Annotated in this window: 10 protein-coding genes and 3 pseudogenes; 9 read left to right on the forward strand and 4 right to left on the reverse strand. The window is 54.7% G+C overall.

From position 1 onward, the window contains the following. Positions 1-135 precede the first annotated feature (135 nt). Positions 136-1,005 (reverse strand): fumarylacetoacetate hydrolase family protein, encoded by an 870-nt coding sequence (locus C2L64_RS45785; protein WP_103153977.1) that lies wholly within the window; start codon positions 1,003-1,005, stop codon positions 136-138. Between the two features lie 1,288 nt (positions 1,006-2,293). Between C2L64_RS45785 and C2L64_RS56435 the strand changes: the two genes are divergently transcribed. From C2L64_RS56435 to C2L64_RS55975, 6 genes and pseudogenes are all read left to right on the forward strand, one after another. Further along, complete coding sequence (locus C2L64_RS56435) at positions 2,294-2,809, forward strand: LrgB family protein (RefSeq protein ID WP_103153978.1); 516 nt, start codon at positions 2,294-2,296, stop codon at positions 2,807-2,809. A 76-nt stretch (positions 2,810-2,885) separates the two neighbouring features. Then, positions 2,886-3,989, forward strand: a complete 1,104-nt coding sequence (locus tag C2L64_RS45795; RefSeq protein ID WP_244212306.1) for a porin — start codon at positions 2,886-2,888, stop codon at positions 3,987-3,989. 460 nt (positions 3,990-4,449) lie between these two features. Next, positions 4,450-5,994 carry a methyl-accepting chemotaxis protein gene (locus tag C2L64_RS45800; RefSeq protein WP_103153979.1) on the forward strand — a complete coding sequence of 515 codons (1,545 nt, stop codon included), beginning with the start codon at positions 4,450-4,452 and terminating at the stop codon, positions 5,992-5,994. Between the two features lie 503 nt (positions 5,995-6,497). Then, entirely contained in the window at positions 6,498-6,959 is a 462-nt protein-coding gene (locus C2L64_RS45805) for a hypothetical protein (protein ID WP_103153980.1), read from the forward strand. Between the two features lie 94 nt (positions 6,960-7,053). After that, a pseudogene (locus C2L64_RS45810) lies at positions 7,054-7,561 on the forward strand (transposase); the annotation flags it as partial. Positions 7,562-8,106: 545 nt separating this feature from the next. Further along, on the forward strand, positions 8,107-8,499 hold the full coding sequence (locus C2L64_RS55975; RefSeq protein WP_279636277.1) for a DUF3331 domain-containing protein: 393 nt from the start codon (positions 8,107-8,109) through the stop codon (positions 8,497-8,499). A 636-nt stretch (positions 8,500-9,135) separates the two neighbouring features. Here the strand turns inward: C2L64_RS55975 and C2L64_RS56440 are convergent. Then, positions 9,136-9,266, reverse strand: a pseudogene (locus C2L64_RS56440) (IS5/IS1182 family transposase); the annotation flags it as partial. A 38-nt stretch (positions 9,267-9,304) separates the two neighbouring features. On the opposite strand from C2L64_RS56440, the gene C2L64_RS56445 reads away from it, so the two are divergent. The 3 genes from C2L64_RS56445 to C2L64_RS45825 all read left to right on the forward strand — a co-directional run bounded on the left by C2L64_RS56445 (position 9,305) and on the right by C2L64_RS45825 (position 11,980). After that, a complete protein-coding gene (locus tag C2L64_RS56445; protein WP_407671953.1) occupies positions 9,305-9,598 on the forward strand; it encodes a YceI family protein in 294 nt (97 codons plus the stop codon). Between the two features lie 139 nt (positions 9,599-9,737). Then, positions 9,738-10,640: a LysR substrate-binding domain-containing protein gene (locus C2L64_RS45820; protein ID WP_103153981.1), complete on the forward strand. Its 903-nt coding sequence runs from the start codon at positions 9,738-9,740 to the stop codon at positions 10,638-10,640. Positions 10,641-11,257: 617 nt separating this feature from the next. Then, on the forward strand, positions 11,258-11,980 hold the full coding sequence (locus tag C2L64_RS45825; RefSeq protein WP_103154351.1) for an IS6 family transposase: 723 nt from the start codon (positions 11,258-11,260) through the stop codon (positions 11,978-11,980). 50 nt (positions 11,981-12,030) lie between these two features. On the opposite strand, the pseudogene C2L64_RS45830 reads toward C2L64_RS45825, so the two are convergent. Beyond that, a pseudogene (locus C2L64_RS45830) lies at positions 12,031-12,465 on the reverse strand (TetR/AcrR family transcriptional regulator); the annotation flags it as partial. Between the two features lie 693 nt (positions 12,466-13,158). After that, positions 13,159-14,073: a helix-turn-helix transcriptional regulator gene (locus C2L64_RS45835; RefSeq protein ID WP_103153982.1), complete on the reverse strand. Its 915-nt coding sequence runs from the start codon at positions 14,071-14,073 to the stop codon at positions 13,159-13,161. Positions 14,074-14,326: the final 253 nt, after the last annotated feature.

The raw sequence follows: 14,326 nt of genomic DNA on the forward strand, positions 1-14,326 counted from the left end.
TCGAAAAGGAAACCAATCGCATCCTCGTCAACAAGATCTCGAATAACGTGGAGATCGGGCTCGCGAAACAACATGCGAGTGATCACATGACATTGATTAACAAAAAAGAGAGCTGTCGACTCAGGCCTTTACGAGCTAGCCGCTCGGTTGATTTTCATCGATGATGTAGTTTCGCAGAAGACCGATGCCCTCAATTTCCACTTCGCAGACGTCACCGGCTTTCATAAATAGCTGCGGGGAGCGAGAAAAGCCAATTCCCGACGGGGTGCCCGTAATGATGACATCACCCGGTGTGAACGTAAACGCTTCGCTTAATAGGTTGATTAGCTTGGGGACATCAAAGATGAGTTGTGCAGTGTTCGACTCTTGCACTACTCGTCCATTGAGACGAGTTCTGATCGCCAGTCCCCTCGCCCCTGCGGGAAGCGATTCGGGAGTGACGAGATAAGGTCCGAATGCGCCCGTATTGTCGAAGTTTTTACCCATAGTCCATTGCGGCGTGCGGAATTGATAGTCGCGGATTGTACCGTCATTGAATACCGCGTAGCCAGCAACATGCTTCAATGCATCCTTTATCTGAATCTTGCGTCCTCCGATTCCAATCACAACGGCGAGTTCCCCTTCAAAGTCCAACTGATCAGAGACGGTCGGCTTGACAATGTGGCGAAGATGCGCGACCAGACTTGAGTTGAACCGGGCGAATAGGGTGGGATAGACAGGCATATCGAATCCTGTCTCCGCAGCGTGGTCGGCATAATTAAGCCCGACACAGATGATCTTTGAAGGCAATTGAACAGGCGGCAATAGCTTGACCTCGTCCATATCGACCTCGGGACACGCTCTCAATAGACGAGCGAAATCTTTCAGATTGGCTCCAGCGCGAAGCAAGGTGTCGATATTGCCAGGATAGTCGGCATGGCCTTCCGTGACGCCGAAGAATGCCTGCCCGTCTTCGCTGGCTGCGATGCCAGCCAGTCCATTTGACTCGTATGCCGCGAAGTACATGAAGGTCCTCGACCAATGCATTGATGGAAAGCCAGTTTTCGCAAATAACGCCGATTAGTTATGCTGACAGAAAAGCTGAACAACGCGGCAGGGCGAAGGTATTCTGGCGTCAAAATTTCTAACGTGATGATCGTGAGCTACGCAACGTCACGGGTTTCTATCCTAGAGCGTCTTTCTCTCCAGTCATCTTCATATTGATTAATTGTTGTTAAGCAAGGCTCTTTGTGGACAGCCTGCTGGATTGCAAACAATGGATTACGGTGACCGGCAAGCGATGAGTCAGTCGGCAACAACTGTATTGCGCTCGACTCGCAGATGAGAAACTTACCAATCCCATCAGGGATATCAGGCAGAGACCGGCCTGCGAATAGGGGCTGGAACATAACCGCACTGCTTCCACCTGCGAGCCAATGTCGCAACAGAGCGTACACTACACGCAGTGGTTCGACTGACCCAGGGGCAGCCAGCGCTGGTGTTCCGACGGCTTCGAGCTTCGTTGCGATAACAGCGGACCATGGATGCGAGCAACCTGATATACCGTTCTGACGTTGACCGCACTGATGCCCCGGCGCTCACACTTCCGTTGCAACAAGCCACACACGAGGGTAGCTCTAGCTCGGCAGGCCAGTGGCACGGCGTATATTCACTCGACCGGCGAATTTGGGCTGCGCACACGCGCTTGCCGTAAAGGTCAGAACGCTGCGGGTAATGGGCGCGCTCGCGCGACTAGCCACTCGGCATTGCCAGTGGCTTGGGCGAACGCCGGACTCGGTATCACCCAGAAATCGTGGTGGGAAGTTGCTGAACATATCAAGGCGGGCAGGCTGGTGACGGTGCTCAATGATTTTGAGTCTGAGCCGGCGAGGTTCTACGCCATCCGTTGGTCAGTCGTTGCCAATGGCGCAAGGTAGCCCCGGTTGTGGAGGGACTCGTGACGACATTTGCTGATATAGACGGCGGAGTCATTCCCCGCAAACGGGCATCCTCGGCGGGTTCGACTGATAGATTGAGGGCTGACTTGGGAAGAAGTCGATGGGGAATTACGTCATTCGCTATAAGGGCTACATAATCGATTTCACACCTTTCGATGCAGGCGGGGGCACATTCGGCGCGCGGTGGGCAATCGCAAAAGATGACGCTATCTGGTCGGACAGCGTTCCTTTGTCTACTGCGGTCCTTTTGGCACGCGGTACCCGAGACGAGATTTGTGATGGGAACCTATATGCAGATTTAATGATTTTTAATATTGAGTTAGCTAGGCTGTTTAAATATAACCTATCGCTAGCGAATGAGTTCAGAACATACATCCTACTCGACGTATTTCTGCGGGGCGCCATTTGTCCATATCCTGCCTCCGCCGGCAGCCTTCGCGCTGGCATTGCCGCGCTCTCTGGAGCTGCGGAGCTTGCGATGGAGAGGGGAAGCGCTGACTCCTAGGCTCATAGTCGGCTCTCTCACCGCGATTGTGTCGACTGTCGCGACAGCGAAGGTATTAGGCGCTTCGGATCAAGCTGTCTTTTTGCTTGCGTCGAAATCTGCGACACGGCCGACTGCAATGGCTGTAGCTACCGAGATCGGCGGTCTTCCCTCATTGCACGTCGTTCTCGTCATTTCAACAGGCGTCTTGGGCGCAGTCATTACGCTTCCCATGGCATCGGCACGGCGCATTTCGGACGACTACGAGTTGGGGCCTTCACTCGGCTTGGGACAGGACCGAAGGCACACTAACCTCGTTTGTCGTTTCCGTGCTGTTCTCGGTTACCACGCATTGGTTAAATCCACCTCTTGTTGTGACAGTATGTGATGGACGGTCAGCGCTTCTTGTGCAGCTGGGGCTATTTGTGTTTTTTGATGTGCCGACATAAAAATTGGGGGCCGTGATGAGAATGGTGCTGGGGATCTCGATGGTGCCATTGGTAGTTTGTACACCTGTGTGCGCGCAGAGCAGCGTGAATCTGAATGGTGTCATCGATGGCGGAATCACGTATGTAAATAAGCAGCGTGGTGGCTCGTCGACGTTGCTCGACAGCGGAATATTGACTCCGACCGTGCTTAGCATGCACGGGGCCGAGGATCTGGGAGGTGGCTACAAGGCGGTATTTGAACTCACATCCCAGTTCGACCTGGGTAGCGGCACGACCATTCCGGAGGCGGGGCAGATCTTTGGCCGAACAGCATATGTCGGGTTATCTAATCAGCGTTTTGGCACGCTCACGTTCGGAAATCAATATGACTTCATGTTCGAATTTCTATCCCTTGGTCGGTACGATGGCGCATTACTGTTCGGTGGCCTGTATGACTTCCGACAGGGACCATTCACTGCGCTTGAAGTTCCGAACAATCCAACGGGTTCGTTCGACTTCGATCGAATGGCCGGTGCGACGCGTGTGCAAAACTCTGTCAAATATCGCACTCCCGACGTTGCCGGTCTAGCATTAGGTGCACTGTATGGTTTCGGTGCGGTACCTGGTGCTTTGTCAGAAAATTCAACAATCAGTGTCGGCGCAAACTATGAACGTGGCCCCATAGGTCTTGGGGCCGCATACGTCGAAGTGAAATATCCGCAACTGAGCAACGGCCACGACGGGATCAGGAATTTCGGTTTCGGCGCCCACTACGACTTCGCGAAAATCCTTGTGATGCTACTTTACACAAATACGAAGAACACTCAGAGTGGTGCGCACATTGACGTGTTCAAGGGGGGTGGGTTGTGGAGGATATCGGGACCGTGGGCGTTCGGGCTCGATTACCAGTACATGAAGGGTAACGCAGTCCTCGAGGACAATCACGCATATCAGGTTACGACTGCCGTGCAGTATAGCTTTTCTAAGCAAACTGTCGCCTATATCGAAGCCGTGTACCAGAACGCTGCAGGCGATGGTGGTCTTACCCGGGCATGGATCAATGGCTTAAACCAGGCCGATGGTGCGTCTTCTAACCACTCGCAGGCTCTTACGCGAGTTGGTTTGCAAATGAAGTTTTGAGTATCGGTAGAACGATCACTTAATGGTGATCCGCGAGTGTTCATGAAATCGTTGGCATGCATTCTGTTCTGTCGAAGATGCTTCCGCGACTCGACGCTCAATCTTGCCGCCAGCGAACAGGCGTCGATCGTTCGAATGCTGACATGGTGGATTGTCGGTAGGCGCAGCGCGTGGCGGGCAGCGTCGTGTATTGATGGGTCACCGCGATGTGGTGGTCAATCCCACGCTGGCCATGTTGACTGTCCTGACGCGATGGGTTCCTGCGTCATTTTCTCGTTATCCCGGCGATTTGGGCGATCCGTCGTGGTCGCACCTCTTGAAACGGCTCACTGTTGGTGGTGCTTCGTTGAGAGCGGGGTAAGTCGGGCAAAGGTTTTGATACTCGTACAGTAAGTAAGAGTAAAAAATCCGCAGTGCGCATCCAGTGTATTGAATCTAATATTCCGAGAGTCTCTTAAACATGCGAAATAATCAGCCCGTCACGCAGTGTGAGTTCGAGGTCCCGGAGAATGCGACGCTGATGTCGACCACGGACACTGAGAGCAAGATAACCTACGCCAATGCGGCCTTCGTCGAAGTCAGTGGCTTCGATCCAGAAGAAATACACGGCCAGCCGCACAATGTCGTGCGTCATCCGGACATGCCACAGGAGGCGTTCGCAGACATGTGGGCTACCCTTGAGGGCGGCGAGCCGTGGACCGCATTGGTCAAAAATCGGCGCAAAAATGGTGATCACTATTGGGTTCGAGCTAATGCAACGCCCATAGTGAGAGACGGCCGGCCTGTTGGCTTCATGTCCGTTCGGACGAAAGCTTCGCGTGAAGAGATTGCGACCGCTGCGACGCTCTATAACGATATTCGCGAAGACAACGCTGGAGGACGGCGATTTCACAAAGGGTTGATTGTTCGCACGGGTCTCATGGGTTGGACCTCGATACTGCAGACGATGCCCGTGCGTTGGCGCATCCGGTCGGCGCTACTGGCTGCGGCTCCGATATTCGTTGCTGGTGCCTGGGCACTGGGTCTGACGAAGACGGCGCTCGGTTTCTTTGCTGTGCTCGCTATGATCGTGTCGGTGTTGACCACATTGTGGCTTGAAGCGCAGATTTCTCGACCACTGGCGCAGATGTGCGAGCAAGCGATACGCGTAGCCAGTGGTGAGAGCCAGAAAGCGGTGCATATGAATCGTGTCGACGAGATCGGAATGACCCTGCGCACCATCAGTCAACTTGGACTGATGTTTCGGTGGTTGATCGACGACGTTAGCGCACAGGTCTTCAATGTTCAAACCGCAAGCAACGAGATCGCGCAAGGTAACAATAACTTGAGCGCGCGTACCGAGCAGGCTGCGACGAATGTGCAGGAAACGGCTGCTTCAATGACACAGATGACTGCCACCGTAAAGGGCAATGCTGGAACGGCTACACAGGCCAACCAGCTTTCGGTCTCCGCACGCGATGCGGCAGCCAGGGGCGGGCAGGTCGTATCGGAGGTGGCGGCCACAATGGACAGGATCATCGACAGTTCGAAGAGGATCGCCGATATCATCGGCATTATTGACGGAATCGCGTTCCAGACAAACATTTTGGCCTTGAACGCCGCCGTCGAGGCTGCGCGTGCGGGGGAGCAGGGACGTGGATTTGCGGTCGTAGATGCAGAGGTCCGTGCGCTGGCGCAGCGTAGCGCGAGCGCAGCCAAAGAGATCAAGAACTTGATCAGTACAAGCGTCGAGAAGGTCGAGTCTGGGGCCAGACTGGTCGATGATGCCGGCAAGACCATGGATGAAATTTTCGTTCAGGTGAAGGGCGTCTCGGACCTGATTGCAGAAATCAGTTCCGCTACCATCGAGCAAAGTAGTGGCATTACGCAGGTAAGTCAGGCTGTCAGTGATCTCGACCATATCACCCAACAGAACGCCGCACTGGTCGAGCAAAGCGCGGCTGCGTCCGAAAGTCTGCAGCAGCAGGCGACGCGTTTGGTCGAAGCGGTGAGCGTTTTCCGCTGACGTCGGTGGCGTTGGTGTCGGGAGGTCTTAAGCGTCGGCAACTCGTGATGGAAGACACAGCGCTACCGCGAGTGTGCGCGCTTGCACCAAGTTCAGCGAAGTTAAATGGTGGCTAAAGCGTGTCAGGTTGCGCTAATAGACTAGACAGAAGACTGTCTCTAGTACTGCGAATAATGTATACGAATTAGGTGAAAGTGTTTAAGAAGTATTAAGAATTTGTCCAATGACGCGGTGAAATCCAATAGATAAACTGAGATACAGATGTTCTCGAATCGCCAGGCGAGCATGGCATGTTTTTCGGTGTTCACTTATTTTTTTGGACGTGCAACGCCATGGCAAACTCGAAAGTCCAGAAACCTGAAAATTCCATCCTGATCATCTTTATTGGCCGTCAGCCGCAATTCGTTTGGGGCCAGTCTATGGTGATTCGGTAATGATTTGTCCGGCAACGCCGCCAAACTAATATCTTCACAGTCCCATTTCTGAACCTACGGAGACCTTACATGAGTAAAGGAACCTTCCGCCTGACCGCTGTGTTACTGCTCTGCATCGGCGTTATGAGTGGGTTGTATACTTTCAATGCGCAAGCGGGCTCGGTGCCGGTGAAATGCTATTTGACTTACAGTTTGTCCGGATGGTCGGCGATTTATCAGCACGCTGCGGGGAGTGGCCGTGTCACTTGCGACAATGGCCAACGCGCCAGCGTCGACATCGAAATGAGGGGCGGTGGGCTGACAGCCGGTAAGTTCCGTGTCACCGGTAGCGGCAATATCAGCAATGTCTATAGTATCAAGGAAGTTTTCGGAAGCTACGCGCAAGCTGGCGCATCTGCCGGCGTGGTGCGAAGCGGTACCGCACAGGTAGTCACCAAAGGTACCGTGTCCATGGCGCTATCGGGTTCCGGTGAAGGTATCAACCTCGGTGTAGCGGTCGACAAGTTCGACATCAAACCGACCAGCCACTAGATACTACTATGTCACAAATTCCATGGCGTTTTAGGAGCTTCTTCATCCTTTGCATGAGGAAGCGTTGGCTTGGGAAACATCGTTAGACGAGTAGCTGGAATACTTAAGCAGCACAATTGAACACAGTGATCATCCGTCGTGCCGGTCTGGTGGGCGATTGTCGGAGGCCGATGCTGCCGACACGCGTGAAAACGTCGAGCCGCTGGCAGCCCATCTCGATCCACATCCCGTGCGTGCGCGGCATCAGTCCCTGCTTCACTTCGTGTCAAAGTCCGAATCATCGGACGCCGCATTGATCGAACAGGTGCGGCGCAGGGTATTGCCACATATGAATCCGGAAAAAGTCTGTACTGGATCATTGATGACACCAGCTTTCCGAAGAAGGGAAACATTCGGTGGGCGTGGCGCGGCAATTCCGCGGGCAACTGGGAAAGCAGGATAACTGGCAGGTGGCCGTGAACCTGTCGGGCGCCATCGGGGAAGCGAACCTACCCGTCGCTTATTGGCTTTATCTGCCGCAGGGATGGGCAGATGGTCCGGCAAGGCGGCTGCAGGCCGGTGTGCCCGATGAGATTGGATTTTCGGTCAAGCTACAGATCGCTACACGCAGATGCGTGGGGCACCACGTGACTTTGCCGCGCAGCACTAACCAATGAACGTATTCCTTTCCAGATCCGCCTGCGGCAGTCGTGAGCCTCATCCTTCTTCGGGGGCGGGCAAAACCCGATAAATCATTCGTAAGAGTTGGAGTCTCCACCAAACCCGAAGGGGTTCACTCACTGGAGATCCTGCTGCTTCAATTCTGGATGAACGTCAACGCGATGCGTCAATTAAGGAATTTTAAGAAAATCAAAAAGTCTTTATCCCAATAGTTCGTTACTCTGACATTCGATTGAACCTACTTCGGTTCGTCCCACCGGTCTAGGCGAGGAGACTGGATCCGTATGTGTGCCGAAAGTCTAAGCTGTGGGTACGCCCGATACCGGAACTTGCGATGAAGAATGTTATTGCCGCGTGAAATTTCTGGTAGCCCGCAGATCGAATTTACAAGATGCGCTCTACGATCGGTTCTTTTATCACATGTGACACAATCAAAGTAAACGACATGCCCTGCGCGAACGAGAAAGATATATTCGAGAGAGCTTTGATGCGATTGCTGTGTCCGGATACTGACCAATCAGTACAACGAGTGGAAATCGCTGTGCCTTTAAAGAAATATCGTCGAAGGAGGCGTGATATCCCAAACGGGCTCAACGCGACAGATTACCTACCGCGACCGGCGAGAATCTTTGTTCAGGAGATGCTTTCAGAGCATACATTGAGTATGTTTTGGAGTGATCCTCGGACCGGACATTACAGTGATCAGATCTGGCGGTTAGGGTTCGCGCGGATCGATGGATTTTGCGCTCTTTCTGGTAAGCCAATTGCAGAGGGTGATCAGATTTTCCGACCTCTGCGAAGCTTGATGCGTGCACCCTCAAACGGTGATCGTATGGTGCTCGCATCGGTTGTTTCTATGCAAGTCGGAGACGATGATTGAAAACTGGAAACGTTCGCGTCGTGTACCATCTGTAGTCCTGTGCGTAATTCGGTGGTCCATTACGGCTCCGCACTCGAGCGCGGAGACGGATCCCACAGAGTGTACAGAGGGCTATGAAGCGGATCTTCAAGCGAAGACGCTGTCACGATGATGTCCCTGTGTTTCATCTTCAAACTGTAACCTGCCGGACGGGAAACGGGATTTGCGATGCTGAATGGATGTGGTCGGGGCACGGTGTGAATGAGTGCATTGTCTTTGTTGATGCGGTGTACGTGTTGATATCCTTCAGACCTGCCAGTGTGCCTACGTGGGTCGCCGGTGGCGGGATCCGACCGGGTTCGGGGAAGGTGCTTGGCCGAACACGCGCTCGGTTGTACGCGCTGTATGCGTCGAAATCCGCACCGACGAGGTCGGTTCGCACAGCAGCCGCGAGTAACTCCGCGAGTGGTGTAACTCTCGCAGCGTTTCCGCGCGGGAAACACATTAAGGAAGAGGTTACTGGTGCGATCGGACGCGGTGTCATATACCGACCGCAGACGACTTTAGGAAACCAGTGCGCCGATGTGCTCGACCGGATTGATCCAGACTACTGCCGGGTGAATTTTTGCGGACAGATATTGGGGGCGCCTTGGCAGGACTCGTCGCCATGCCTAGGCGATCCCAGTTGAACAGGTTAGCAGCCGCACCAGCTGCTGTTTCAGATTGATCTGCTCGCGCAGCGGCTGCCGGAAGAAATCTCCCTCTGTCACGGGCCTCTTCGGACCCATCCGCACCTCGTCAGGATTTGCAGGATTTAGGCATCAATATGCCAGGTCTCTGCAAATCCCACAATGCCATTTGGACCTCGGAGTCTTACCGCATAAGCTTTGCGGATTGTTCAAGGCCGACCGTTTATCCTAGCTTTGAGGTTGATCACTTCGATGGCGCCTCCGCTTGGCGCGGGAAGTTCCCGAAAAGTGCAGGAAAGGTTGTACTGGACCGCGAAGCAAGGACGGGTAGCCTCAAAGTGACAACCGAAACATCGAGTGTCGACATCGGGGATAAGACGCTCGACAAAGAGATCGTTGCTGGAGGAACGCTGCGATGTCGATTGCAGTAACAGCGTTTTTTGCGTTCGTCTGGTCAGACTAGATCGAATTGTTGATTTGAAATCAAATGTTATTCAATTTCGGCGCGGTTATCAACGTGACGAAATCGCACTATCGTGACGTTTCACGATTGATTGCTGATTGCCTCCCATGAAGACTACGCTAGACGAAATGCTCGCATTCGTGACCATCGCAGACACCGGTTCGCTGACGAGTGCGGCGGACAAGCTGCATCAGCCTACCTCGGTGATGAGCCGGGTATTGCGACGACTTGAAGAAAAGCTCGATACGACGCTAATCCGGCGCACGACGCGTCGGCTGGAGTTCACCGAAGAGGGTAGGGCCTTCCTCGACTACGCACGCGACATTATCGCGTCGGTCGATTTTGCCGAGGAGCAGATTGCGCGGCAGCGGGAAACGCCGACGGGCAGGCTGCGGATTAACGCGGCGATGCCCTTTATGCAACATGTGATCGCACCGCTGATGACAGGCTTCCGTGATGCTTATCCCGACATCGAAGTGGAACTCTATACGAGCGATGAGATCATCGACCTGCTTGAGCATCGTACCGATGTCGCGATACGGATCGGCGAACTGCGCGATTCAACGCTGCACGCGCGCAGGCTCGGCGGCAGCAGGCTGAGAATTCTGGCAAGTCCCACCTATCTCGCGAAGGCCGGGAGACCCAAGCGCATCGGGGATCTTGCTGCACATACGCTACTTGGATTTTCGCATCCGGAGGTACTAAATTACTGGCCACTGCGTGTCGGCGGTGACGACGTCTACCGGATTCGTCCGGGGCTGCGAGCGTCGAGTGGCGAAACGTTGCTGACGCTTGCGGCAAACGGTACAGGTATCGTCTGCCTCGCCGATTACATGACAAGCGCGCATCGACGCAACGGTGATCTGGTGGAGCTGCTTATTGACGAGACTGTCGATTTTCGGCAACCGATTCATGCGGTCTACTATCGCAATACGACCTTGTCGCTTCGCATTTCCAGTTTTCTCGACTACGTCAGCGCGTTATTGAAGAAGGGCGGTGATATTGCTTGATGTTTTAGCGGAGGACGAGTGATGAGGATCAAATGTGCCGTATATGGGGTATTTCGTGAAGCGGCTCGCGACCAACAGTGAGCGAACCATCGTCCAAACGTCAAAGGCCCCGTGTCGGCGGAGTTGCTGGGTGGTGGGCAGCAGCGTCGCAGCACCGGTATTCCTTCGCCTCTCGATTTCTTGACATATAGCGCAAGGGGCAGAGTTGCCGAACGAGCAGATCGGTGCCCGGGTGCACGTTGGGCGGCGTATTCGCTGCTTAGTGATGCACTATTGTCTCGACACGTTGAAGTTGTCGGTAGCGCGGGGATCGCGCGCGTCTTGGTCGGTCACCAGACAATCAGCGCAGTCGAGCCCTCTTCGCCGGTATAGCGAATCGAAGACTTCTAAAACACAGTGGCGCTGCCACGTTGGGCTTTAGATGGTCATGGAGAGGCGTTGAGCAGAGTCGACTCGCGCTGCTTGAGGCATGCACCGCGGAGCGGCTCCCGTAAAGGCTCACCGAATTGGCGATCGCGTCGAAAGGAGCTGCGACGCGTATGCGCTGCCGAGAAAGGGGTTTTGTCGCACTAACGCGCTGAGCTAGAATTTGCGTCCCACCATGAATGACGAACAGCATGGACAAGACGAAGAAGACGGCGCGCGCGACGTTGTCACCGGGTCTCAGCAAGGTGCTCAAGCGCCTTCATTATCCGCTGGACGTCATCCTCCTGTGTGTCCGCTGGTACGTGGCCTATCCGCTAAGCCTGCGCCACCTGGAGGAGATGATGGCCGAACGCGGTGTAGAAGTTGACCACTCGAGCGTGCATCGCTGGGTGATCAAACTGGTGCCGTTGTTCGAGAAAGCCTTTCGCCGGCACAAACGCCCGGTCGGAAAGAGCTGGAGGATGGATGAAACCTACGTCAAGGTGCGCGGCCAGTGGAAGTACTTGTATCGCGCTGTGGACAAGGCCGGGAATACGGTCGATTTCCTGTTGCGGGCACATCGCGACAAGGCTGCAGCGCGCCGCTACTTCGAGAAAGCCATCGATCGGAACGGCGTGCCCGAGACCGTGACCATGGATAAGAGCGGGGCCAATCTGGCGGCCCTCCTGGCCATCAACGTGGAACGTGAAACGCCCATCAAGGTCAGGCAGGTCAAGTATCTGAATAACGTCGTCGAGCAGGATCATCGGGCAATCAAACGCCGAACTAGGCCCATGATGGGCTTCAAGGATTTTCGCTGTGCCCGCATTATCCTGTCAGGCATTGAGACGATGCATATGATTAGAAAAGGTCAGATGAAGGGCAGCGGCGATACCCGAACCGCTGCTGCGCAGTTCTATTCGCTGGTGGCATAAGGACTCCTTGCCATTACCGAATTTCTTACCCCGCCAAACTTATCGCGACACAACCGCGACAAATACTTGGAATTGATGCCTTCGCGCGTGAGGCCCGCGAAGATGAAAATGCGGATCCATTCGCGCCGCAAAATGACATCCGCGTACGCTGAATAGAAGCGCACCATGCGTTCCTGAATCGGAATGGAGCGGTCCTTGATCAGGCTTTCCCAACTCGAATCCCATTGGTAGACCTCTTCGTATACGCGGTCGATCAAGGCCTCTTTGCTGGGGAAATAGCGGTATAGAAGCGGTTGCGTCACACGTAGCTGGCGGGCAAGTTCGCGTGTGCTGCCGGAGAAACCGTGGGTGGCGAAGTGTTCGATTGCTTTGGTGAGGATCTGACGCTCGCGCACTTCCGGCGCAAGGCGCCGGGTGGTTCCGTCCGGGATGTCGGGCACGTCGCCGTGCGCCGCGTCTTCGCTAGTCCTTGCTTTTCTCGGCATGGCTGATTGGATACCCAGTGTGTTGGGACGCATCATACAAAGATTAACCGGGTCTGGCTAGGCGAGTGCCCGACAACTACGGTGCGAGCGATCCGATCGGACCAAGAGTGATTTTTTATGCGTATTTCGTTCATTCGAAGCAGAGAGACAGCGAATTGAATCTGAGCGAGACCCTTCGCAATCGGCAGGCCAGCCTGGAGCATCGTCATGGGCTGGGCTAGCGTGCGTCAGCCCGACGAAAGAGCCTTCATCAGCACGTTTTGCGCATTCGTCCATCACGGAACGATGACGGGAACCGCTCGTCTCCGCTATCTGGAGGGCTTCAGGGGGGCAGTCGTACGCGCTGGCAACGTCGCAACCGGTGTCGGAAGAATGTGGGGATCATGGCAGCGGCCAGTTCGACTCCGATTTCACGCTCGCCGAAAGGGGAAAGGACCACTCAAAAACGACACGCGCATCATCGAGCAGTTCGTGACACGATATTTTTGCGAGCAATCCACAGACGCTCTGTGCATGGCGCCTCGCGACGTAGGGCACTCCGCCAAGCAATTTCAATTGTTTTAGCGCGTAGGCTTACGCGGATCCTGACAGGCGTTACTTCGCTACTTGGCTGTCGCGTTGCATCACGGAATGATGATAGTGACAGATTCATTACGGCCTACGCGGTCGGAGATTTGTACGAAAGAGTGCCGCTCAGCCGGCCGTCTGTCGACGCCACATGCCGGGCGGCATCCCCACCAGCTGCGAAAATGTGCGCGTGAAGTGGCTTTGATCGGAAAACCCGCATGTCATGGCGATTTCTGTCAGAGAATAGTCTGAGTGTTTTAATAGATCGCGTGCGCGATCTATGCGCTGCTCTAGCAGCCATTGATGAGGCGTGCGATGGGTAGTTTCACGAAACGCACGGATGAAGTAACTACGCGACAGATTGCATGCGTTCGCGATCTCCTCGATGGAGGCATTGCCTTGTGCCTTCGCGAGCAGCATGTCTTTGGCCCGCGTCTCCAGCATACCGGAGAGCCGCCGGCTGTTGCGTTTTGACTCGCACGATGCGCCGCCATACCGATCTATCAGATGCGTCCCTATCATCACGCCCAATTGCTCGACAAAGAGTGGGCTGGCCTCGCTCTGGCGTTCCAGCGTAAGCGACAATATCTGCGCAAGGTGACCAAGGATAGGGTCTTTGCGGCCGGCAAGCGATGAAACGCGCGGGGTACCCGATCCGCTTCGTTCGTAGCAGGCTCTCGTCATGAAAGTCTGCGGCAATTCCATCAGCACGAAATCGAAGCCGTGGCGCAGTTCGGCCCGGTAGTCATCAGCGAAGTCACGAATGTAGATTGAGTCTTTTTCGAAATCATGCAATGTCGATCTGTGGCCGGAAAAAATGCGTCGGCTGTGGCCGCTGCTAAGCGACACGCCGACAAGCAGGCCTCGATCGGAGGCGGGCATGTTAACCGCGCTTGTCGTGCCGTCTCGTGTGCACTTGCGATAGAACTTGAACTCACCCGTATCGAGTTCGAGATCTTTGCCTAGCTGGCTTGACAAGCATCCTAGCGAGTCTTTCGGTCGTGCTGCCGTCGCGGAGCAAGGTTGGTTATCGTTGAACATGATTCATCACCTCAGTTCGTCGCGCTGCGGTTAGGTTGTCAGATAATCGGGAATCGAGGGAAGGTCTGCACAACTCGTTTGCGGAGCGCCGACCTTGACTTGCTGCGCGGCGTCGGGAGCGCGTTGATTGCACGGCTTTCGCGCCATGTCGGGCGACGCCTGCTGAGACGCACGGCCGTGATCTCCAGATGAACATGGCGAAACGAGTGGGCAAAGTTCGATCGGGCGTTCTTCCAAAATTTCGAAAGCGAGA

The organism is Paraburkholderia hospita, from assembly GCF_002902965.1.
GTDB classification, from domain to species: domain Bacteria; phylum Pseudomonadota; class Gammaproteobacteria; order Burkholderiales; family Burkholderiaceae; genus Paraburkholderia; species Paraburkholderia hospita.

Bases quoted from the DNA above. Each gene is read 5' to 3' on its own strand.
- C2L64_RS45785 (WP_103153977.1), bottom strand. From the start codon at position 1,005: ATGTACTTCGCGGCATACGAGTCAAATGGACTGGCTGGCATCGCAGCC.
- C2L64_RS56435 (WP_103153978.1), top strand. From the start codon at position 2,294: ATGAGTTCAGAACATACATCCTACTCGACGTATTTCTGCGGGGCGCCA.
- C2L64_RS45795 (WP_244212306.1), top strand. From the start codon at position 2,886: ATGAGAATGGTGCTGGGGATCTCGATGGTGCCATTGGTAGTTTGTACA.
- C2L64_RS45800 (WP_103153979.1), top strand. From the start codon at position 4,450: ATGCGAAATAATCAGCCCGTCACGCAGTGTGAGTTCGAGGTCCCGGAG.
- C2L64_RS45805 (WP_103153980.1), top strand. From the start codon at position 6,498: ATGAGTAAAGGAACCTTCCGCCTGACCGCTGTGTTACTGCTCTGCATC.
- C2L64_RS55975 (WP_279636277.1), top strand. From the start codon at position 8,107: ATGCGATTGCTGTGTCCGGATACTGACCAATCAGTACAACGAGTGGAA.
- C2L64_RS56445 (WP_407671953.1), top strand. From the start codon at position 9,305: ATGCCAGGTCTCTGCAAATCCCACAATGCCATTTGGACCTCGGAGTCT.
- C2L64_RS45820 (WP_103153981.1), top strand. From the start codon at position 9,738: ATGAAGACTACGCTAGACGAAATGCTCGCATTCGTGACCATCGCAGAC.
- C2L64_RS45825 (WP_103154351.1), top strand. From the start codon at position 11,258: ATGGACAAGACGAAGAAGACGGCGCGCGCGACGTTGTCACCGGGTCTC.
- C2L64_RS45835 (WP_103153982.1), bottom strand. From the start codon at position 14,073: ATGTTCAACGATAACCAACCTTGCTCCGCGACGGCAGCACGACCGAAA.